The sequence below is a fragment of the uncultured Acetobacteroides sp. genome, assembly GCF_963667355.2.
In the GTDB taxonomy this organism is placed as follows: Bacteria; Bacteroidota; Bacteroidia; order Bacteroidales; family ZOR0009; genus Acetobacteroides.
Genome location: NZ_OY763328.2, coordinates 2790426 through 2815845, shown reverse-complemented (window position 1 = coordinate 2815845; position 25420 = coordinate 2790426). Strand labels below are relative to the sequence as shown.

Sequence of the window (25420 nt, the reverse complement as noted above, 5' to 3'; positions counted from 1 at the left end):
CTATTACAATAAAAGTAAAAGTTCTAAAAATTCCATTGCTGGTGCTACAAATATAGGGAATACATGAGGTTCTGAAACAGGGGCCATTTTTAGATGTTTTGTTAAATCCGGTATAAGTACGACATGAAATATATCACCTGCTTTCATCCCCCTATAAAAAGAACTTAATGCCCCCCCTTGTATTCTTTGCTCCTCTACTCTTACACAATTTACAAAAGCTCCATATCCCCCTTCCTTTGTAGAGGCGTAAGGAAACTCGTCTCTCGAATATAATTTAGAACTACACATTTTCTTTCCTGTTGCTCTATAACGGTTTCTTTGAGTTTCTTTACCACCACCATTATATGTCAAAATACTCCATTCAGGATGAACACTTAAGGCTAATTCTGTATTCTTGTAAATTTCTGGAGTAATGGACTCATGAACAAAATATGTTGGTATTTGTCCTTCTAGATTTCCTCCCTGCAATGAAGCAGTCCATCCTGAAATATCTGAATTTGTTACATTACCCTGCCTAGGAACAAATTCATAATGTCCAGGAGTATACCCGGTTGTAATATACTGATGGCAAGTCCAATTGTCCTGTCTTATCCATGCATGGGTGTAACTACCTTCAACCCATACTATATCAACACCATTCGGACAACTAATGGTCGATCCTCCACCTGTTTCAGTTACTTCTCCAGCGGCACCCCCTCCATCTCCTCCAAAATCATAAAAATTGCATACTTCGTCCCAAGTGTACTCCTTCCCATTTTGATCATCTATATACCTACAGCCATCTCCATATTCTCCGTTCCAAACTGGCTTTAATCCATTTAAATCAAAAAATCCAATAGGATTACCCAGTGTCATGCAATATGGCGAAGCACCATAGGATTCCTCCGCCAACGGATCCATGCTGTGCCACCTCCCCAGCTCGTAGTCGTAGTAGCGGGCTCCGTAGTCCATCAGGTTCAGCGGCTGGGCGCCTACGTACGGGTTTTGCAGCTCCTTGCCCGTGTAAAGGTAGGGGTTTTTGTCGGCATTCATCACGCCGTGCGGCATGCCGTAGGGGTAGTAGTCGGTACTCTGCACCACCTGCACCTGCCCGGCTACGTTGGTGTAGGCCACGCGGGTGTTGCCCTGGTTGTCCTTCAGCAGGTACTGGTAGGTGCCGTTGGCTGTCACCATCCCCTCGTTGTGCAGCGCGTACTTCAGCGCCACAGCACCCGAGGCAGGCTTGGCGTATACCATGCTGCCGTGGTAGTAGGTGGTTGAGCCATCGGGATTAACGGTGGCCAGCCTTGTTCCGGTGGCATCGTAGAGGTTTCGCAGCACCGATGCCCCACTAGCTACCGTGCTTATCATGTTCAGCGTGTTGTAGGTAAAGTTCATCCCCTTGCGGCCATCTGTTATCATGTTGCCGTTGTCGTCGTAGGTGTAGCTGCCCGATTTGCTGCTGGTAACCGTGGCTAGCTGGTTGCCATTGTAGCTATAGCTGTAGCGGGTAGCGGCACCTGCGGCATCGGTGCGGTTAAGGGTAAGAATGTTACCGTTAAGATCGTAGGTGATATCCTTTTCCTCCAGCGAGGTGCCGCTGCTACCTCCCACAAAGTCGGAGGCGGTAAGGCGGTTCAGCGCGTCGTAGGTGTAGCCGTAGGTTTTCTTGGGCGCGGCTGTAGTGGCGCTGGTGCGGCTCTGCCAGGTGGCGCTGCTGATGTTGCCCGCGTACTGGGCGGCAGCGGTGGCTCCTGCTTCAGGCGTCTCGTAGGCCAACTTTAAGGCGAAGAGATCGCTACCTGCAGCGCTGTTGGGATCGTTAATCTGCGCTAGCCATCCCCTGATGTTGTAGGCATAGCGCTGGCTCTGGCTGGCATTGCCAATCAGCTTCTCCCTTACGTGCCCCAAATCGTCGTAGGTGTAGCTGGCTAGCGTGGTGGTGGCACCTCCGTTGTAGCTGGCGGCAAGGCTCTTCAGCACCCCGTTATCGTAGTAGCTGTAGGTGCGGAGCATCGTGGTGGTAATGGTTCCAAAGGTTTGAGTCTCCGTCACCTCCTGTAGCTGCCCGCGCCAGCCCAGTTTGCTCGATACAGTCATCTTAGCGGAGTTTCCAAGTATGGAGCCATCGCTTACTCCCTGTATTGCCTGCCCATCGGCATCGTAGTATATGGCCTTGGTGCTCCACGATGCTGTTTGGTATGGTATGTCATCAATGGTGCGCACCTTCACCTGCGTTATCCGGCCTAGCACCCTAGAGCTGCTGTCGGCGTAGGCCTTTGTCCTATCGAAGGTGGGTGCACCCGTAGGGTAATAGTCGTACCAAATGTAGCAGAGAGGTGTTAGCGTACCATCCGTGGTTGGCTTGGGATAGCTGGTGGTGGTATAGGCTACCCCACTCTCCTTATCGAACCATGCGTATCCTCCCGATTTGTAGGCTGCATCGATGCGCGCCTGCATGCTAGCCTGATCCGTCACGCTGTTGGCAAGCAAGCCAGATTCAATGTTGCGGTTGAGCTCGTCGTAACGGTAGTAGAGCCATTGCCCCTGCTTGCGCTGGTTACCATCCTGCACCGCTACCAGCCTATCACGGCCATCGTAAGCATAGTATATAGGAGCCATGCCAGGTGCCTTCTTTTTGATTAGTCGCCCATCATTGTCGTACTCGTAGTAGAAGGCAATGGCATCTAAAGTTGTTTGCGTATAGCCAATAGTGCTAGCCGAAAAACCTTCCACACCAACAAAATCAGGCTTTAAAGACAAACTACCAGCACCCATCACTACGTATGAGTTGCTATTTACACCTGTTAGATCGGTAGCACTGGTAACTTTTATGGCAGCGTCAGACATGCTGGCACTGTTACTTTCTGCATTAAACTTTGGAGGCAAAACCCATCTGAGCATACCGTAGTCGTCGTATACATACTGCGTAGTAGCATTTATTCCATTCGGATCTGCAATCGTACAAATGGTTCTACCCTGCAAATCCACATAGTGCCGAGACTTTCGTCCATCAGCATCGGTATTCTCACTCAAATAAAGCGTAGCCTCAGGGTAGTATCCCTTAGGAATAAGCGCTCCATCATCGTCCACCTTCCACATTCGAATTTGATTTGCGCTGTTGGCTCCAACTACATACTTAGCATAATCCTTAACAGTAGGATCAGGGGCAGCGGCCTGCCCGTTAGGATTACCCAGCCTTGTCTGTGAAACGGGTCGGCTTAACGGCGAACCATCGAACGTGATTTCGCTATAAGGTGTCTGCCCTGGATATAAAGATTGATAGAAGGAAGCCTGCTCAGTAAGGACTCCGCTGCGATAGCCACCTATTGCAGCATCCATGCTGGTGCTGTAGGGGAGGTATTGACGGTACTCCCTTCCCTGTGCATCGTATACATGGGGTTGCACCATATTTCGATACCCTCTGGGGGTGGCAATAGCCCCTATGCCTATTGTCTGTTCCAACTGGCCTAAACCGTTGAGATACTCAATAGTAGCACCCTGCTTCTGGGCAGGAAGATTCTGCAACTCCTGCAGCGTTTTTACCGAGTCAAGAGGAGCCTGGCTAATACGATAGTTCTTCCCGGATGTTGGTGATATAACCTGCTGAGCATATACATTCCCGCTAAAGAGAATGATCGCTATTGTAGAAATGAATATATTTTTCATTTATTTCTATTTTATTCAAGGATTAGATCTCCTGGATCAGTTTCAATATCAGTAACCTGTGTTACTTTTATAGTTGATAATTTATCGTGGTACCGAACATAAATATATCCCACCCTTGTTAGAGGAGTGTTTGTTGGAGTGCTGTATTGGGATATGTTAAATAGAAGCATTCCATTTTCTTTCCGAATATTTCTAAACCACGAATCACTTGAGTAAAGTGACCAACCTTCATAACTCGACAAGTCAAGAGAACATGCTTGCATTTTCCCATCAAAGAACAATTCAGCTGGTGGAATTGTACCACAATCCTGAGTGATTTCAAATGTCTTTATATCGCTGCCAGAAGATACAGTTACTTGTCCTTTAAGAGCCAATCCTTTATTTGCTAAACATGTAATAATGATACCATTATTCATTTTTTTTACTATAGCCCAATTGACGTTTGTGCTAGCATTCCATGACTCATTCCCTTTTATAATTGGAATGTATTGGGAGCCTCCTCCTTCTTTGAAGTGGAGAATACAACCTCTCACTTCGAATGCTGGTGCAAACAAGTTTGAAGTAGTTCCTGTTGATACCTGACCTGCTGAATGATTAAGTATTTGCCCTTTACTATTGGTAGTATATATGATATCCCCAGCATTGTTATATCTGTAATTAGTAACATCACCCAAATTGTCGGAAGTAGATTCTAATACCCCATTAATGTTCGAATTAAAGGTTCGGTAATTAACTCTTAATTTGTTGCTAGATACCATATCTCCAATCGACGATGTTATAATATCAGCCTTAGCATCATCACCACAATCATTAAAGTTGTAACTGCTATTTGATGCTAAATAATCAAGATAACCCGTATTAATATTTGTTGCCTGAATAATAGGCATCTTATATCTGTTCCAAATCATACTTGTTAGTAAACCATCTTTCCCTATTGACTCCTTCAAGGTTCCATCAGCATTATATGTATTCTTTGAAACAACCCTAAGTCTAGAATCAAATACTATCTTACAATTACAAGAATAGGTATCCTTTGAAATAGAAACAGAGATAGGCTTATAGTCTATTATCTTTTGTTTCGGTGTGAAAATTCTCACTTCATCGCTATAACCATTTGTTCCTCCATATCTTATCATTTTAAAATAATTTGTTGCAGATGTAAGTTTTTCAATGCCGTTAACGGTCACTCGATTAATAACCTCTACAGGAATACCTACCATATTTGCGCTATTCATATTCCTCATAGCACACAAGTATTCATCAAGATATAAATTGGTATAGTTTTGAATACACCTCCCTAATGATGGTTCATCTGTAATTTCAAAAGGATAAGTAAAAGAAGTACTAAGTAGATCACCATTGCTAGTCTTCTTTTCTATGCGCTTTGGCAAACATATGCTTATACTGTCATAATAATAATTGTAAGTTGTTGAATTAATTATTGGAATCGTACTTCCGTTATAATATTCAGTGGTAACTTTTTTTGATAGCACAAACGGATAGGTCAAGTATCTATAGGCAGATCCTGTATTGCTAACAGTATGGACTTGGAGTTTGCGGAGTAATGGATTATAACTGTCCTTCATCTCCCTAAAGAAGTACAAACATCGAACTCCGCTTGAATTTGGATTGCCTAAACGTTCCCACGTATTATCCTCACTGCATACTAAGTTTTTATTGATGTCATATTTAGAGATGTTCAATACATTTCCTCGTTCAAAGAAACGCGAGTTATAAGTCTTATACCTTAATAGTTGACTATTTAAAACATAGTCAGGGGGGATGTCGGCATATCCATTGTCATGGTTGGTATATCGTATTGTCGTATAAGTCGCCCCCCCATTTTCTGCTGTTTTTATAACAACTGCTGAATATCCAATGTATTCTTCGTTGTTATTCAGAGTTAGAGGAATCGCAGGCTCACACAATTTCTCAAAAGTATTCCCCCACAAAATTCCCGCTTTGCTTTCTTCTGGTAAATATCGAGGCAAAACGTTTAAGACACCAGAAGACGGGGCTCCATCTCCTGCTTGCATGTAATTTACCTTATAGGTATATTGTTTTTCTGAATTCGGATTGGTACTGCCTATATCAAATGTTTTGATTGACTTAATTCTTAATCCGCTAGCTTTCCCTGTAAGTGCAGACACCTGTGTTCTATCCTGTTCGTTAACAAACTTCGAGTAATCGTTAATTTCATACTCGTATTCTGTCTTTCCTCCTATTGGATAAGTTATTGCTTGTAGCATGCCAGTTTGCAGATATGCCTCATTCACTACTTTCCTTGCCTCCAAATCGTTGGCATATTGTCCGTATGCCATACCGTTATTATACCCCCAATGATCTCCAACTACCTCTAGGTATCTTGGAACTGAACTTCTGCTTTTATAGGAAAGAGAATACGTCCCCAACAGAGTTTCCGCACCATCCTTAATGCTTAGGTTATCTAAAAATAGCCGTTCGTTAGGGCTATTATTGTATGCAAAATCAAAATTCTTTATAACCCTATTATTTTCTTTTACACTTATTCGATCAAGTTTCAACCATAGTATGCGTTGATATACATCTGCAGGAAATGTTTTGCCGCTCCAGTAGGGTGCCGAACTACTATTTAGGAAAGTTGTATCAATCGCAGCCCCATCAATTTTACAAGCCCTGTATAAAGAAGTGGGGTAGGTATACTCATCGCTTTTCGATTTTGAGAAGACGATTTCATCTCTATTATTATATTTTATTGAGGATAAGTATTTAGGCCGCATAAACTGTACATCATTGCTCCAAACCAATTGATCAACGCCTCCAGAATAAGCATAATCTTGCTTGCTAATTTGAGCTACAAAAGGGCCTATTTCATAATTAAACGTAAACGAATCAAAATTATCCGCTGAGGTTACATTTTTTAGTGCCCAAGAAGTAGGAATATAGCTAGGTTCACTTGCATTCCCTGCTTTAATAGATTCATATTCTTCAAAATAAAAATGATTCCCCTTTTCGTCGTATATATCAAAAGATTGTAAATCAGAAGAAAATTTAATTTTAAAATTTTCTTCTGATTGTATTACTATTCCTCCATCATTTTCATTAATATAAAAATGGCCAGAATAGCCTAAAAAATTGAAAAAGAATTCGTCAGGCTCGTCAAAATTTTCTGCAACATACTTATAGTATTCATTGCGTTCATCTGCAGCTTTTCCCGTAAGTTCTAAGCCATAACTAGCCCAATCTGAGCGCCTCATTATCTCTTCTGATTTCCAAATATTGGGGGATGTGAAACTTCCTCTCCAAAATAAGACCTCATCTGGAAATTTGTGTACCATTCTTGTAATTATTCCTCCAGCATTTAGATTCCATCCCATACCAACCCATGATGGATGCTCATCTACCTTAACCCCATCGCTGCTGTAAACAAGACTTATGGGTACACTTATATTTTTCCCCTTAAGTACATGAATTGGAATTGATACTGGACTACGTCCAGTAAACAAACTACCACCTTCTGAATCCTGCCCATAGGAGGTTATCGTAATCAATAGATTCACTGCTAGGAGCAGTAACATTTTCACTTTTTTCATCCGAAAATAATTTGTTTTAGTAGATTGGATAGAACTCGCATGGCAACTTTCATCTAAATGTTTTGTTGTGAAAAATGCTAGTTTCATATCAGATAGTTGTTTCTTTAATTTACAAATAAAGTTTGTTGAGACTACGTATAGTGACTAAAATAGTCACTATACAGTGATTCAACCATTAAGATTTGCTTCCACAAGATGTATCAGCACTTAGTTGTGTGTGTACTTTTCTGATGGGTTGTTTGAGAATAGACACAATGTTTTATTTTTAATGTTGCTTTTTTAAAATATGCAGTGACAAAAATAGTATTTTGATATTTACATACAAGCAAGATTCAAGTTTGAAGTGCAATCGGAGATAAGCCTCAAATAAAGGGTGCTCCTTATTTAAGATTAAACTCAAAGATTAAGCATTTGTATTTCAATAAAAAAACGATCGATAATTTAACAAGAAGCAAAGATACTTGTTTGAAATACTACTGAAAGCAAACACAACACAAAAGGAGACTGCTCAGTTGCTAGGCGTATCCGAAAACACTGTATCTAAGGAGCAAAAGCGCATCTCTAATAGGAGAGACTGTTCTTACATAGAGCTCTTGTCCAGAGAAAAATCGAGGAACGTCAGCAGAAAAAGGAATGCCATCATGGCCTACACCTGCGGCACAGGTATTCGTAAATAAGCACTTAGACATGAATCTAAGTCCAGAACAAATCGAAGGAGTCGCCCTAAGGAGCATGCTTCCATTGTTTCCCACGAGCGAATATAATAGCATGTAAGGATGGACAAAAAGAGGAATGGACAGGAGTTTGCCCACCATCAGTTAATCGCAAAGGTGATAAACATTAATTTTTACATCGCAAGCCCCTGCCACTTGTGAGAAAGAGGGGCAAACGAAAACTTAAATCACCTAATTCAGCAGTGCTTTCCTAAGAAAACAGATTTTGGAGGCATCACCAATCAGGATGTAGAGTAAGTCCAGAATGCGCTAAACACCACACCTATAAAACGATTAAAGTTTGATGCACCGTTAACTATATTTGGAAGAGAATTAATGAAACCCCAAATTGAACTTTAAACGTGAATCTTTCATTTTACTTATTCTTCATTACAGGAATTGACAGTACAAAATATAGGGGGAATTGCTAGATTTACACAATTCCACAGACATCCTTTTAGAAACTGTCGCCTGCGAAACTCGGTGTAATCGGAGATAAATAATGGTAGCTTGATTTTTATCTTTACTGCCAATGTCTAATTGTAGATACCCTTAAAACCGAAATTCCCATCCAAATCCCCAGTTTCCTCAAGTTCCTCACTCATATTTATTTTTTGAATGCTCATTACACACCCGATTAACGTTACCTGAACCACTCTAACCAAAGGCAAATCAGAGGGAGAATGTACATGTTTCAAAAGATAGTCGATCGTCTCTATATCTTATTAAGTATATCTACAACAATGGCGTAACCTGATTTGAGAAAACAAATAGTTGCAATTTACGAGTAAAAAAGAAGCCCCTACAACCTAGTAAATCATTCATATTTCTGACCTTCAACTTTAAACAGAAACTGTGGAGTTTTTGATTATCCGAAAATACCAACAAAGAGGAAGTCTGACTAAACAGTTCAAATGGAAATTCTAACTAAAGTATTTCAATCGAAATATAGGAAATCATCCAGTTACAAATCTTGGTTACCGTAATCACCAAGTTCACACCATCATGTAGCCATATTGAGAGGGTTGTAACATCGCAACCTAACATACAAACCTTATAGATTAAATTGAACAGTAAGGTTCTCTTGTGAATCTAGAAAACGAGTAACCTATAACAACCCCAAAAGGAATAATAACACAGAATTTGCGAATTTAAAATGGAGGCTTGCAAAAAATATGAACCGTACGTCGGCAATCTATGCATTAGGGGATCGAAACAGAAATCTACTGGTTATCTCAGAGAATAACCCCCAATCACTAAAGTCAACTTTTTACAAATACAAGAAAAAAACAACCAATGAAAGAAGTTTTATTTTGTTGCGTTTTTGTTGCACTTAAAACAAAACGATCTTGCAAATATCTAATTTACAAGATCGTTTATTGAATCAAAAGTACCTGGAGCGGGAATCGAACCCGCACGGCCGCAATGGCCACAGGATTTTAAGTCCTGCGTGTCTACCTATTCCACCATCCAGGCAACTTGAGCGGAAAACGAGACTCGAACTCGCGACCCCAACCTTGGCAAGGTTGTGCTCTACCAACTGAGCTATTTCCGCAACTATATCAATGAACAAAACTGAAGCCAAAAGTAAAGATATTAGAATCTACGTATTGTCAACTTCCGAATTGCGAGTGCAAATTTAGCCTTTTTAGGCTAATCTCCAAAGCAATCGTACCATTTTATCTAAAGCCCCGCTATTTTCTTTATGTCGTTTAGCTTGTTAAGGGCGTCTATCGGCGTTAGGTTGTTCACATCTAGCCCTTTTATCTCATCCCTTATCTTCTTCAGCACAGGATCGTCTAGTTGAAAGAAGCTGAGCTGCAACCCCTCGCGATGCGACGCTAGCATATCTACGGGCTTGTCAAGCGAGCTGTTTCGGTGCGATTTTTCGAGTTCCTTAAGAATTTCGTTAGCCCGCTCAACAACGCTACGGGGCATCCCCGCCATCTGTGCCACATGAATACCGAAGCTGTGCTCGGTTCCCCCTTTTACCAGCTTGCGTAAGAAGTGAACCTTTCCGTCCACCTCTTTTACCGAAACGTTGTAGTTCTTTATCCTGTCGAACGAAGTCTCCATCTCGTTAAGTTCGTGGTAGTGCGTTGCAAAAAGAGTTTTTGCCCGAGCATGAGGGTGCTCATGTATATACTCCACCATCGACCACGCTATTGATATACCATCGTAGGTACTTGTTCCCCGTCCAATTTCATCGAGAAGGACAAGGCTGCGAGAAGAAAGATTGTTCAAGATACTCGCCGCCTCAAGCATCTCCACCATAAAGGTCGATTCGCCCTGCGAGATATTATCAGTTGCACCTACACGCGTAAATATCTTATCAACAATCCCTATTTTAGCAGAGGCAGCAGGCACATAGCATCCAATCTGAGCCATAAGAACAATTAGAGCGGTCTGTCGAAGCAACGCACTCTTACCTGCCATATTGGGACCAGTAATAATGATGATCTGCTGATTTTTTGAATCCAGATTAACGTCATTGGCTACATACTGCTGACCTGCACTAAGCTGCTTCTCAATAACAGGATGTCGTCCTGCTTTTATATCTAGCACATCCGAATCGACTAGCAGCGGACGACAGTAGCCATTGGCAATCGCCACTTTGGCAAAACCAATTAGGCAATCGAGCCGTGCAACTAACGAGGCATTCAGCTGAATTGGAGCGACGTATTCTGCAATTGCAGATACTAAGTCGTTAAAAATTCGCTGCTCAATAACCAGCACCTTCTCTTCTGCTCCCAAAATCTTTTCCTCGTAGTGCTTTAGCTCTTCGGTAATGTAGCGCTCGGCACTAACCAACGTCTGCTTACGAATCCAATCAGCAGGAACCTTATCTTTATGCGTATTGCGTACCTCTATGTAGTACCCAAAAACGTTGTTGTAGCTAATCTTTAGCGAAGTGATGCCGGTACGCTCGATTTCGCGCTGCTGAATTTGCTGTAGGAAATCCTTTCCATGGGTCATTATTCCACGCAGCTCATCCAATTCAGGATCTACCCCGTCAGCGATTACGCTTCCCTTTCCGAGCTGGCTTCCAGCCTCGGGTCTAACCTCTCGCTCTATGCGCTGACGAATGCTCTCGCATAATGCCAACTGATCTGCCAAATCTTTTAATGCACCATTCTCGGCAAAAAGACAACTCTCCTTAATGCTTTTTATCGCCACAAGGGCGCTTTTAAGCTGCACAACCTCACGGGGAGTTACACGACCAACTGCAACTTTTGAGATTATACGCTCCAGATCTCCAACCTCATAGATATGCTGCGACAAATCCTCTCGAAAATCTTCCTTATTAATAAGGTACTCTACTACATTAAGACGAGTATTAATCGATGCGATATCCTTCAATGGCAAAGCAACCCAACGCTTAATCAAACGCCCGCCCATGGGCGATATGGTTTGGTCGATAACATTGATAAGCGTCTTTGCATTTTCGTTTACCGATGAAAAAAGCTCAAGATTACGAATGGTAAACCTATCCAGCCAAACGTACCGATCCTCTTCTAACCTAGATATTGAGCGGATATGCCCTAATTGATGATGTTGGGTAAGATCTAAATAGTAAAGGATGGCACCTGCTGCTGCGATGGCATAGGATAGTTCTTCAATTCCAAATCCCTTAAGCGAAGACGTTTGAAAGTGGCGCAGCAATCGTTCGTAGCCTATCTCATTGCCGAAAGCCCATTCATCAACCTTATAGGTATAGTATTTTGATCCAAAATGCGATTCAAACTCATGCTCAAACCCTCGCTGGTAAAGAACTTCTTTAGGCGAAAAGTTTGATAGCAACTTATCTACATAGTCGAAGCTACCCTGCGCTGCATAAAACTCTCCAGTGGACACATCAAGGAATGAAACACCTGCCATCTTTTTATCAGCATACACGCAGGCGAGAAAGTTGTTCTCCTTATGCTCAAGAACGTTGTCATTATACGAAACACCAGGCGTTACCAGCTCGGTAATTCCACGCTTAACGATCTTCTTGGTCAGTTTAGGATCTTCGAGTTGCTCGCAAATGGCAACACGCTGACCTGCCCTAACCAGCTTTGGCAGATAGTTATCTATTGCATGATGAGGAAATCCTGCCAACTCAACAAACGAGGCAGAACCATTAGCCCTTCGGGTAAGCGTAATTCCCAATATCTCGCTTGCTTTAATTGCATCCTCACCAAATGTTTCGTAGAAATCCCCCACCCTAAAAAGTAAAATAGCATCTGGGTGCTTTGATTTTACCTCGTAGTACTGCTTCATCAACGGTGTTTCTACATACCTTTTTTCCTCTGCCAACGTCGTTCTTATTATATGGTTGAACCTAATGCAGCCTCAAAAGTAGCAAAACACAAGAAATTTTCACGAGGTATCCACAAATTAGGCAATGACGCAACCAAAGAGATCAACAACCATGCAAGAGCCACCTGCCGAAGCTACAAATCAAAACCAGCACAACAATTCTACTTAAATTTATCACAAAAAAAACAGCCTAATGACACTTTTTATCATCAACACACACTTAACTTGTTAAAGTTAACAACAAAATTCAAGTAAAAATAAATTGTAAAAAAAACCACAAGAAGAAAAATAAAGAAATCCCCACCAATATTGCCACCAACAAAAGAGGGCACCACATTAAAAACAAGCACAAAAAAAACCAACAACCCCCTGAAAACAACACACATCTACACCATACACTTACATAAAAGACGCGATGTAAGCCAATTTATTTTCATCTAACGAGTAGATTTTGCAAAATTATGTTATAACTTTGTAAATAGCCGGCAACGAAATTCAACCCTAGGTTGGAATAGTTCGCTAGTAAAACAAATTATCAATTTACGAACTGCTAAAAAAACTATTATGAGGCGATTTTTGACGTTACTTGTAACGATCGTTGTCTTTGGTGTTAGCCCAACGCTAGCTCAAACAAAGCAAATCTCCGGTAAGGTTGTTGGTTCAAACGACAACCTTCCCATACCAGGAGTAAGCGTACTTGTTAAAGAAGCACCAACAGTAGGAACAGCTACCGATATCAACGGTAGTTTTACCCTAAAGAACATTCCAGGTCATGCAAAAACTCTTGTTTTTCGTATTGTGGGGTATAAAACGGTAGAAATTCCAATAACAGGAACAACCATTAATGCTACTCTTCAACCTGAGTCCAAGCAAATTGACGAAGTAATGGTTGTTGCCTATGGCACTACTTCAAGAAAATCTTTCACAGGCTCTGCTGCAAAAGTTGATGCAGAACAACTACAAAGAAAGAATCCATCTGAAATTTCTAAAGCATTAGCAGGCGAAATTGCAGGCGTGCAAGTAATCAACTCAAATGGACAACCAGGAAGCAGTGCCTCTATTCGTATTCGAGGAATCGGTTCAGCATATTCAAGTAGAGCTCCTCTATACGTAATTGATGGTATTCCATACGAAGGATCTATTTCAGGTATTGATCCATCAGATATCGCCACCACCACCGTTTTAAAAGATGCTTCGGCGACCGCACTATACGGTACAAGAGCCGCAAATGGCGTTATCCTTTTAACTACTAAAAAAGGAGAAAAAGGAAAAACGAAGATTGAGGCAGACTTTAAATATGGTATGAATATAAGGTTGATTCCTCAATATAATATCATCAAGAATCCCGAGAACTTTACAGAACTCACATGGGAAGGTCTAAGAAACAAATACCAATATAATACAGAAGATCCATTATCAGCAACCGATGCTGCAACGGCAGCTTCTGGTGCTCTATTTGATGCTGATAACGGGATTTACCCCATCTACAATATGTGGAATGCCGATGGTAAAGATCTTATTGATCCTGCGACTGGTAAGTTCAAGAATGTTTCTCGTAAGTATACTCCCGAAAAATGGGATGACTACCTCTTCAGACCTGGTAAAAAGATGGAAGGAAGTGTCAAAATTTCTGCAGGTAACGATAACTCATCACATTATACATCTTTCGGGTATCTAAAAGATGAAGGATATTATATCGGATCTGACTTCCAGAGATTTACTGCAAGATCGAATATAGATCAAACCCTTACTTCATGGATGAAGTCTACGCTTAATATGTCTTATGCATATATGGAAAAGAATAATCCTGGACAGGAAGATAACATGAATAATGGCTTCCAATTCGTCAACTTCATGCCAAGCTTATTTCCTGTTTTCCAAAGAGATGCAAAAGGCAATAAAATACCAGATACAATACTTGGTGGAGATAAGTACGATTATGGTATGTATCAAGACTATGGAAGATCGTATGCTTCTGGTATCAACCCAGCTGGAGCAATAAAACTGGATAAGAATAAAACCATATCGCATCAATTCAATGGCAACGCCAACATCGAAGCAAGATTTCTAACCAACTTCAAATTTACTGCAAATTTAGGGATGCAGTACCGAGGAGAAAAGCTCGATGCATTAACAAATCCTTACTATGGGGATGCTGCCGGAATTGGCCGTATTGAAAAAACTGCATTTTGGTATTTAGGCTTAACTGCCAACCAGATTTTATCTTGGACAAAATCTTTTGGCAGCCACAACTTAAACGCATTTGTTGCACACGAGTCAAACTATTATGACATGTCTGACATGACAGGTCAAAAATCTAAGATTGCCCGTCCTTCAAATCTTGAATGGTCCAATGCTGTCATTATGGGCAACATGGATTCTAAAACATACGGCTACTCGCTTGAAAGTTATTTTGGACAAATCAACTACGATTACGATAACAGATTCTTCATTAACGGATCGATTAGACGTGACGGAAGTTCTCGATTTGTAGACGATAATAAATGGGGAACCTTCGGCTCTATTGGTGCTGCTTGGTTGCTCACCCGTGAGAATTTCTTAAGCAATGTGAACTGGTTAAAAAGCCTTAAGTATAAAGCTAGTTGGGGTGTTTTAGGCAACCAAGAATTCAACACAACTCCATCAATAGCAGGCTACTATCCTTATGAGGATTTGTATAATATAAGTAATCTAAATGATCAGTTAGCATTCAGTTTTGCTTATAAAGGAAATAGAAATCTTACTTGGGAGAATAGCAAAACGTTCAATACCGGTTTCGAATTTGACATTGCCAATTTCTTGACAGGAGAAGTTGAATACTACCATAAAACAACAACCGACATGCTATTTATGAAGCAGGTTGCAACTTCTCTTGGCTATGCATCTTACCCTGTAAACGATGGAAAAATGGTAAACCAAGGTGTCGAGTTAACGCTTAATGCGAGTGTTGTTAAAAGTAAAGATCTAAACGTAAATGTTCGTTTTAATGCAGGTCATTACAAAAATGAGATGATAACCATGCCTATGGACGAAACGACAGGCAAGGAGAAGCCACTGGAAATTAACACATTCTACGGATGGGCAAAAAATCATTCCCTATATGACTTCTATATTCGCGAATATGCAGGAGTAGATCCTACTACAGGTCTTTCTACATGGAATTCGTACTATAACGTATTACCAGATGGTACTAAAGAGCATATTACGGATATGCAAAACTATACAAGTTCAAAGACCATAAACAAACTCGAAGTTGTTAAAACATCCAATTACGATGAAGCAACCAATAAGTTTGTCGGTAAATCTGCAATACCAGATGTATCAGGAGGGTTTGGCTTTGATGTAAACTATAAAGGCATTGAATTTAACACCACCTTTATGTATGCAATTGGAGGCTACGCTTACGATGGAGTATATGCATCTTTAATGGGCAATGGAACTCCTGGCTCTTCAAACTGGAGTAAAGATATATTGAATCGCTGGCAAAAGCCTGGAGACATTACAGATGTACCCAGACTATCTTCGGATTACGACAAAAACGTAAATGCCACATCTACAAGATTTTTAACCAAGCGTTCATATTTAAGCTTCTCAAATGCTCGAATCGCATACAGTTTACCTAAAAGCGTGCTAAGCAAACTGAACGTTAATAGACTAACCTTCTTCGTGTCAGGAGATAATCTTTTCTTACTATCAGCAAGAAAAGGATTTGTTTCGATGAGCAGTGAAAGTGGGAATTCAGATAGAAGCCAATACATTCCTCTAACTACGTTTATTGGAGGTGTTACACTTCAATTCTAATTACCAAAAAAAAGAATTTTATGAGAACAAAAATATTAAGCTTAATTGCAATATGCTTTCTAGCAGCAAGCTGCTCGGAAAGTTTCCTTGAGGAAGAGCCTACTAGTGTAATCTCACAAACACAGCTTAAGGAAAATGCCAAGTGGAATCCCAACATCATGCTTGGACAATCGCTAGGCATTTCGGCCACCTTAATCAAATATGGAACAGGTGGCACAGAGGATCATGATGATTTCGGACAAAAATCCATAGATATCGCAACGGATATCATGAGTGGTGATATGGCATTAACAGCAAAAACATATGGATGGTTTGGTAATGATGCAGATCTTCAAAATAATACACCAACAAGAATGAGAACTTATAAAGCTTGGAGGTATTATTATAGGATCATCAAAGCGGCAAATGAAATATTTGACACCTTTGGATCTGACACCCAAATACCTGAAGAAGGTTCCGAGAATCGCATTTATTTCGGTCAGGCAAAAGCAATGAGAGCCAATTCTTACTTTAATTTAGTATTGCTCTACGCAGGTAACTATGATGTATCTAAAGATAAAAAAGTTCTTCCGATATACACATCTCAGCTTACCGCCGAAACAAAGGGTCTTTCTACTGTAGATCAAGTATACGATCGTATTATCACAGATCTAAAAGATGCAATTACGGCATTAAATGGATATACAGCAACTTCAAAAGACAGAATAAATGCTGACATTGCAAAAGGAATGCTTGCTTATGCATACCTAAACAGAGGTGATAATACAAAAAAGGATTATGAAAATGCGGCATTATTATCCTCAGAAGTAATTGCCAACGGAAATTATCCCCTAATGACAAAGGATGAAATTCTCCAATCGGGATTCAATAATGTTTCAATTCCTTCTTGGATGTGGGCCATTGATCTTACCAAAGATAATACAGCAGGACTTCCTACTTTCTGGGGACAGGTTGACTACTTCACCTATAGTTATGCCTACGCCGGAGATAGAAAGGTCATCGACAAGAATCTTTTCCTAACGATTCCCAAAACCGATACCAGAAGAAGCTGGTTTCATTCCTCTGTTCTTATTCCTTGGAATAAATTCTATGACAATGCAAGAAAAGCTGGAGGAAATCGTCTTTGGGACAATGATGAGGTTTTCATGCGTGTAGAGGAAATGTATCTAATCAACGCAGAAGCAAATGCAAGATTAAATCAGCTTCCTGCTGCTGCTACAGCACTAAAGGAATTACTACTCGAAAGAGACAATACTGTTGCCGCTACCGTTGAAACAATGGACCAACCCACACTTCTTAATCAGATTTATTTTAACTGGAGACTTGAAATGTGGGGCGAAGGGAAAGGACTTCAAACGATGAAACGTTTCAAAAAATCGATGACAAGAGGAGCAAACAACGTATCATTAGCTGGTGTAACTATTAGCTATGACGATCCTCGCTTTATATTTCAAATCCCAGAAAGAGAGGTTAACAACAATCCAAATTTAAATAAGTAACCTTTTTATAAAACTGCGAAGGGCGCTATATAGCGCCCTTTCTTTTTTATACGTTTTATACGGTCATCTCAGACATTTAGAGTTTGTCTGAAAATTTAAAAAAAAGCATTAAGCATATGAAACAATGCTCCTCCCATGAAAAAACGTCAATAGCCTATAACACATGTAAAGATAACTTCGACAATAAGTACGTCAACAGCATTGAAGGAGGAAGCGCATTTACTATAAAAACCGAAGCGAAAACAGTTCTAGTTAAGAACTTAACGAACAGGTAATCGAGTTTTGCATAATGATCAAAAATAATCGCGAAAAGCTGGCAACAACGGGATTTGTTATCATCAAGACAATGGAAAGCGGAGAGTAATCACCTAACTATGTAAATACCTCCACACTACAAGACACAGGCAAAAGTTTACTTATCTTTTCAGTAAAGCCCCATACCAACATCCACTTCTACGTATTTCTTTTCCCCTCTGTAAATTTGGTTCCTTCTGATTTAGCAGCATGGCATAAGTTAGCCCTACTTCTAGGAACAAAAAGATCAAATCCTTCTAGCAAGTTCTCCTCCCCCAATGCTGTTATTTTACCATAAAATCAAACATGGCCAATAGCAGACTTGCCTTTTTACTTTTTAGCCAGAATGGCTACACCTGCTTATAAAATAGTTTGTACGAATAAAGATTAGCTATGATAAAAACAACAAGACACTTACTGATATTAAACAAAATAAAACAACCTATTTAACATTACATCACTAGATATAATTCAATTAAAGGAATCAGAACCAAATCATATTTTTCAATTTCACACCACCCCCCTTAACAACTTCAGGTTTCACCGTCAAAAAAAAGCATTAAACAAGCCCCCCCCCCTTCACAACTCCAGACTATCACAAACAAACAACACAAATCAACATTCGTAGATTACTCTTGGCTATTCCTATATTTGCGCTTGTAAATGCAAATTATTGTTATAGTTTTGCAGACGTCAAGAAATGCTATCCAACATCAAAATAGCATTGTGACAATAACAACCAATTTACGAACTGCTAAAAAAACTATTATGAGGCGATTTTTGACGTTACTTGTAACGATCGTTGTCTTTGGTGTTAGCCCAACGCTAGCACAAACAAAGCAAGTCTCAGGAAAGGTTGTAGGATCAGACGACAACCTGCCTATTCCTGGAGTAAGTGTATTAGTAAAAGAAGCGCCAACAATTGGCACAACAACTGATGCAAATGGCAACTACACACTGAAAAATGTTCCTGCAAATGGGAAAACTTTAGTGTTCCGTTTTGTAGGATTTCAGACTCTCGAAATGCCTATAACTGGTAATGTTATTAATGCACAACTTCTATCTGAAAATCAAAAGATCGAAGAAGTTGTTGTAATGGCTTATGGAACAGTAAAAAAGTCAAGTATGACTAGTTCTGCAACCGTTGTAGGTGGAAAAGAACTCTCTACAAGACCTGTTTCAAATGCAGTTAAAGCCCTTGAGGGACAAGCTGCGGGGGTACAAGTCACTCCTGGATACGGTGCTCCAGGATCTGCGCCTACCATTCGTGTGCGTGGTTTTGGATCTATTAATGCATCAAGTGATCCTCTTTATGTTGTTGATGGCATTCCATACGATGGAGGCATCGGCAACATTAACTCTGACGATATCGAGAGCCTTACTGTACTTAAAGATGCAGCAGCAACCTCTCTTTATGGTAGTAGAGCGGCCAACGGAGTTGTAATGGTAACCACTAAAAAGGGTAAAAACGAACAATTTACAGTTACTGCAAAAGCTAGTTTTGGTATCTCGCAAAGAGGTATTCCTGAGTATTCAAGAATTGGAACGATGGATTACTATCCAACTATTTGGAGCGCGGTAAAGAATGGCTACTCTTGGGGACAAGCAACCTATACTGCCTCAAACAAATGGCAACCAGGCGTTCTACCTGCATCTGGAACCGCTTCCGAGGCATATGGTGCTGGACTTGCCAATGCCAATTTAATTTCAGCATTCCTTAAGTATAATATACTCACCACCGACGGAAAAAATGCTATGGATCCGACTGCTATCATTGGGGCAGATGGGAAAATAAATCCAGATGCAAAAATTCTCTCTGGATATAATGACCTAGATTGGTTTAAAGAACTAACGAGACTAGGTAAGCGTAAAGACTACTCAGTAACTGCAAGTGGTGGTACTGCAAAATCGGATTACTACTTTTCAGTTGGTTACCTAGATGAAAACGGATATGTAGTTAATTCCGACTATGAGCGTCTTACTGCAAGGTCTTCTATCAACATGAAACCTACTTCATGGTTGAAATTAGGAACAAACATTTCGGGTACCGTAGTTAATGCCAACCAAATTACAGGTGATGCCGATAACTCATCCGCCTATAAGAACCCATTCTTCTTTGCCCGCGGCATTGGACCTCTTTATCCTGTATACCTTCACGATCCAGCAACAGGCAACCTTGTGTTAGATGAGAAAGGACAAAAGCAGTATGACTATGGCCAACTAAAATCAAGAGGATCTGGCGCAAGCGCTGGACGAAATGTACTTGCTGAACTCTTGTGGAATTCCGACAAGTACAAGACGAACGTATTAGACAGCAAAGCTTACGCCGAGGTTTACATTCCATATGGATTTAAACTATCCGTAAATGGAGGATATTACGTTCGTAACTTTAAGGATGGACAATACGACAACATAACTGTTGGTGATGGTGCTCCTGCAGGAAGGTTGAACAAGAGCTTCAATCAAATTACAAGCATAACCTTAAACCAATTGTTGACTTGGAATAAGTCTTTTAACTTGCACAATGTTGACGTTCTTGTAGGTCATGAATCATACGCCTATAAGTATAGCGAAATGGCTGGTATGAAACAGGGGCAAATTGTATCTAATATTCAAGAGTTCCCTAACTTTACAGACCTATCCGACATGTCTTCGAAGGAAGATAATGACAAGCTGGAGAGCTACCTTTCGCGTATCAACTACAACTATGCAGAAAAATACTTTATTAGCGGATCATATCGTCGTGACGGATCTTCCAGATTCGGATCAGATATTCGCTGGGGCGACTTCTTCTCGGGCAGCTTAGCTTGGAATATTACTCGCGAAGATTTCATCAAAGAATTCTCTTGGATCAACGAGCTAAAGCTTAGAGCATCATATGGTGAAACCGGTAATAACTCCATTGGCTCATACTATCCTTATCAAGATCTATACGGATTAGGCTGGAATAACGGTATGAACTCAACTGGTGGTATTTTACAAAGCACCTCGCTAGCCAACTCTGAAATCTCATGGGAAAAGAACAAGCAAAGTAATATTGCTCTTGACTTCAAGTTTCTAAATAGGGTTTCAGGATCTATCGAATGGTTCAATAGAGAATCTGACAACCTACTTTTTGATGTTCCTCAACCGCTATCATCAGGACGTACATCTAAGCCACAAAACATTGGCACAATGTACAATAGAGGTGTTGAGGTGAGCTTAAATGGAACCCTTGTTAACATGACCAATGGATTTAACTGGAACATCTCGGTTAATGCCACTACGCTAACCAACAAGATTACCAAAATGCCAGTTGAATCTCCAACTATAATCTTAGGTACAAAGCAGTTATCAAAAGGTCATAGCATTTATGACTTTTGGTTACGCCAATGGGGAGGTGTAGATTCTCGTGATGGTTCTGCTCTTTACGTTTATGACGACCAACTTGACGCTGCAGTTTTCAATGAAACAGGGAAACCATACGTATTCAGAACAATTGATGGCAAGAAGTACACAACAGATCCAAACTATGCTAAGTATGGCTACTGTGGAAGTTCAATACCAGATGTATATGGTGGTATAACCAATACATTCTCTTATAAGGGTATTAACCTAAGCATACTACTAGCTTATAGCATTGGCGGCAAGGGTTATGATGCTGCATATGCCTCATTAATGTCCTACGGAGCAGGTAGTGCGCTACATACAGACATCCTTAAAAGCTGGCAAAAACCGGGCGACATTACCGATGTACCACGTATTGATGTTACCAAAAACGCTCAGCTAAATGCAGGTTCTTCGCGCTGGCTTGTTGATGCAGACTATCTTGCTCTCAAGAACATCTCTCTAGGCTATACCTTCCCAACTAAGCTGGTTAACAAGGCTGGTCTTAAAGGATTAAGCGCCTACTTCTCGGGTGACAACCTTGGCATGCTAACTAAAAGAAAAGGATTTAACCCTCAACAAAACTTTGGTGGAACAACAAGTAACACCTACGTTATGTCGAAAGTATACACTTTTGGTGTTAATGTAACTCTCTAACAAGTAAAGACATGAAAAGAATAAAATATTTTGGAATAGTAGTTCTGTCACTCTTCCTATTCTCGTGCCAGAAAGAATTTCTCGACACAACACCAACCGCATCCGTTGATGCCAAAAACGCATTTTCGTCATTAGACAATGCGTATGCGGTTATCAATGGCATTCACCGCTACATGTATAATAGTGGCGATTATCAAGACGAAAGTGGCGAAGCTTCGATAAATCTTCGGAGAGATATGCTAGGCGAAGATTTATGTATGACTGCAGCTGGCAACGGTTGGTTTAACAGATTCTACCAATGGACCGATCATAGAAATGGACAAGCAACAGCTAATATTTACCCTTGGAGATTCTACTATCGTATCATTGCCAATGCAAATGCCGTTATCGATGGATTAAATACCAAGTTTGCCGACAAGAAAGACGATGGATTTTTTCAAGAAATTATGGCTCAAGCATTAACATACAGAGCATGGGCACACTTTAACCTAGTTCAACTATACGCAAAACGCTACGATCCTACAAAAAAAGGAAACAATAGCCAACTTGGAGTAGTGCTAAGCACAACATCTGAGGTTCTTCAAAGACCTCGTTCTACAGTTGAAGAAGTTTATGCGCAAATCAATACAGATCTTAACAATGCTATTGCCCTATTCAAATCTTCGGGATCTTCTCCTGCACAGATTTCAGATCTATCCATTTATGCTGCTGAAGCCATCAAGGCTAGAGTTGCATTGACAACAGGAGAATGGCAAACGGCAATTGATTATTCATCAGAAGCATTAAAAGCAGGTAAGCTTTTTACTGCCGCAGACTTTAAAGCAAATGGTGGATTTCCAACTATCTTCAGTTCTTACCCTGGTGCTGGTTCGGAATGGATTTGGGGTAGCCAAGTTAAGTCGGATCAAAACACTTACTTTGCAAGTTTCTTTGCTTATATGTCATGGAACTATAGTTCTACAAACATTAGAACGAATCCAAAAACCATTACTCGCGAGCTATATGATGCTATGCCAGCAACCGATGCTCGCAAGGCCATGTTCTCGCTAACCGGTTACGACATCTATGCTAAAGCACCAAACCAACTTGATTCACGCGCTCTTGTAGCTTCATATGAAACTAAAAAGTTCAGCGCAGTAGCTCCTGCTGATAGCCGTGGAGATATCGCCTATATTAGAGTTGCAGAAATGTACCTCATCAAGGCTGAAGCCGAAGCTAGAATCGGCGGAAAAGATGCTGATGCCCAGAATACATTAGCAACATTACTAACAAGCAGATACGATGCTGGTACTTACGTAAAATCGGCAAATACAGGACAAGCCCTGATTGATGAAATCCTTCTCCAACGCCGAATCGAGTTATGGGGCGAAGGTTTCCGATTTACCGATTTAAAGAGACTAGATCTTCCTTTAGCAAGAGTAATTACTGCAGTACCTGATCCTGCAAAACCATACAAGACTGGCCACATTACAGCAAATTACTCGGGACATCACGACCCAACTCTTTGTGTGGTTACTGAAGTTCCTGCTGGCGATGCCAGATGGCAGTGGTTTATCCCTAAGGATGAAATCAACGCGAATAACCTTGTTATTCAAAACGAATAGGCGCAACTAACGATGCTAACATAGCGCATTGTTGTTCGCAACGAAACATGTTAGGAGGATATTCTAAAAAGGATATCCTCCTTTTTTATATATGTTCAAATCCTAATAAGTATTCACTAAAATAGAAATGCAAAAAAAAAAAAAGACTCTATACCAATTTAGGTGGATAAGCCTACTATTTATATCTTTCCCTTACGAATAGCGCGATGATATTTTCGTTCGCCTTAGAGATAGAGAGCACATCGAGTTACACCTAATTTTGAACTTATAGAACTTAATTCAGTCGAGAATGAACTTCATTCTATATTTATATAAAAATCTTACCGTTTCCTATATAAAATGCCTCATTCCAGAAAGGAAATAGACCATTCCAGAAAGGAAATTTGAGACTGTTCATGCAACTGTGTCTGCAAAATGATAACGATAACTTTGCAGACAATGAAAGAGGAAGAAAAAGTAGCGAGCTTCAGCTACGAGGAATTTGAGAAGGAGGCCATCAAAGGCCTTTACGAGCGCAAGAGCCTAAGCGGCGAGAATGGGGTGTTCGCCCCGCTGCTCAAGCACTTTTTGGAGAAGGCCCTAGCGCTGGAGCTGGAGCAGCACCTGAAGGATTCGGAGGGCAACAAGCGCAACGGCGCTACCACCAAAACGGTTAAGAGCTCGAACGGCGAGTTTGAGCTCAGCCCCCCCAGAGACCGTAACGGATCCTTTACCCCAGAGATCGTGGCCAAGCGGCAGGTGCTGCTGGACGACGAGCTCTGCGAGAAGGTGCTCTCGCTCTACGCCAAGGGGATGAGCTACGCCGACATTCGGAAGCTGCTGATGGAGGTTTACGGGCTTTCGCTCTCGCCCGCCCAGATGAGCGAGCTCACCGATCGGCTCATCCCCGAGCTGCAGGAGTGGCAGCAGCGCCCGCTGAGCCCGCTCTACGCGATAGTCTGGTTCGACGCCATCCACTTCAAGTGCCGCGAGGGCGGTGCAGTGCAGGGCAAGGCGCTCTACAACGTCTACGCGGTCAGCCAGGAGGGCTTTCGGGAGCTGCTGGGCATCTACATTGCCGGGAGCGAGTCGGCCCGCTTCTGGCTGGAGGTGCTGCAGGATCTGCGCCTTCGGGGCGTGGAGGACATCCTGATCGCCTGCACGGATAACCTCAAGGGCTTCAGCGAGGCCATCAGCAGCACCTTTCCCGAGACGGTCATCCAGAGCTGCATCGTCCACCAGGTGCGCAGCACGCTCAAGTACGTGGTTAAAAAAGACTACAAGGCCATCACCGCCGACATGCGGGCCATCTACGGCAGCCCCACGCTGGAGGCGGGCGAGGCGGAGCTCGAGCGCTTCGCCGAGCGCTGGGGGACGAAGTACCCCACCGCCGTCAAGAGCTGGCGGGAAAACTGGTACAAGTTGAGCTCCTTCTTCGACTTCGGCAGGGAGATCCGCCGGCTCATGTACACCACCAACCCCATCGAGGGCATCCACCGGCGCATGCGGAAGGTGACCAAGACCAAGGGGTGCTTCTCCTCCGACATGGCCATCAAGAAGCTGATATACCTCGTTATTCGGGATATCAACTCGAGCCCAAAGCGGGAAGTTGCGGGGTGGAAGCTCATCTACGGGCAGCTTTGCATTAAATTTGCCGAGCGGATGGCCAAGTTTGGAGCATGAAGAACACCCGCGAAGGAAGGCCAGGCCTCCTAGCGGGGCAAGGGTATACAAGTGGCTCCGTTCCTCCGCCACCCTTGCCCCGCTAGCAGCCCTAACCTAAAAGGCAGGCGTAATTCCTGCTTCCGAAAAAATAGGGTAGACACAGTTCCGTGAATAATCCCGGAAATTTCTTCAAGTCTACCGGAATTATATGCCATTCTATAAGGTAAAGCATCAGCATAACCATCTGCTGACTCAATAACATATAATACGCTCATATCGTCTTGCATGCAGCCTCTAAATCACCATCCCCCCCTCTTCAA

8 protein-coding genes and 2 tRNA genes are annotated in these 25420 nt (G+C 41.6%); 5 read left to right on the top strand and 5 right to left on the bottom strand.

Annotation, left to right across the window (positions count from 1 at the left end):
- Positions 1–3 precede the first annotated feature (3 nt).
- The 5 genes from ACHZA1_RS11565 to mutS form a co-directional block, all read right to left on the bottom strand.
- The gene (locus ACHZA1_RS11565; protein ID WP_320052036.1) at positions 4–3648 is read right to left on the bottom strand and encodes a DUF6443 domain-containing protein; all 3645 of its coding nucleotides are present in this window, start codon (positions 3646–3648) and stop codon (positions 4–6) included.
- 11 nt (positions 3649–3659) lie between these two features.
- Positions 3660–7307, bottom strand: a complete 3648-nt coding sequence (locus ACHZA1_RS11560; protein ID WP_320052035.1) for a BACON domain-containing protein — start codon at positions 7305–7307, stop codon at positions 3660–3662.
- A 2017-nt stretch (positions 7308–9324) separates the two neighbouring features.
- Positions 9325–9409: transfer RNA gene (locus tag ACHZA1_RS11555), tRNA-Leu, on the bottom strand.
- 6 nt (positions 9410–9415) lie between these two features.
- Positions 9416–9488 (bottom strand) — tRNA-Gly (locus tag ACHZA1_RS11550).
- A 128-nt stretch (positions 9489–9616) separates the two neighbouring features.
- Positions 9617–12196 (bottom strand): DNA mismatch repair protein MutS, encoded by a 2580-nt coding sequence (gene mutS / locus ACHZA1_RS11545; RefSeq protein ID WP_320054912.1) that lies wholly within the window; start codon positions 12194–12196, stop codon positions 9617–9619.
- Positions 12197–12799: 603 nt separating this feature from the next.
- Here mutS and ACHZA1_RS11540 point away from each other — a divergent pair.
- From ACHZA1_RS11540 to ACHZA1_RS11520, 5 genes are all read left to right on the top strand, one after another.
- The gene (locus tag ACHZA1_RS11540) at positions 12800–16036 is read left to right on the top strand and encodes a SusC/RagA family TonB-linked outer membrane protein (RefSeq protein WP_320052034.1); all 3237 of its coding nucleotides are present in this window, start codon (positions 12800–12802) and stop codon (positions 16034–16036) included.
- Positions 16037–16056: 20 nt separating this feature from the next.
- Entirely contained in the window at positions 16057–17535 is a 1479-nt protein-coding gene (locus tag ACHZA1_RS11535) for a RagB/SusD family nutrient uptake outer membrane protein (RefSeq protein WP_320052033.1), read from the top strand.
- 1062 nt (positions 17536–18597) lie between these two features.
- Entirely contained in the window at positions 18598–21852 is a 3255-nt protein-coding gene (locus ACHZA1_RS11530) for a TonB-dependent receptor (RefSeq protein WP_321426961.1), read from the top strand.
- 11 nt (positions 21853–21863) lie between these two features.
- Entirely contained in the window at positions 21864–23456 is a 1593-nt protein-coding gene (locus ACHZA1_RS11525) for a RagB/SusD family nutrient uptake outer membrane protein (RefSeq protein WP_320052031.1), read from the top strand.
- A gap of 438 nt (positions 23457–23894) precedes the next feature.
- Entirely contained in the window at positions 23895–25118 is a 1224-nt protein-coding gene (locus tag ACHZA1_RS11520; RefSeq protein WP_320052030.1) for an IS256 family transposase, read from the top strand.
- Positions 25119–25420 lie beyond the last annotated feature (302 nt).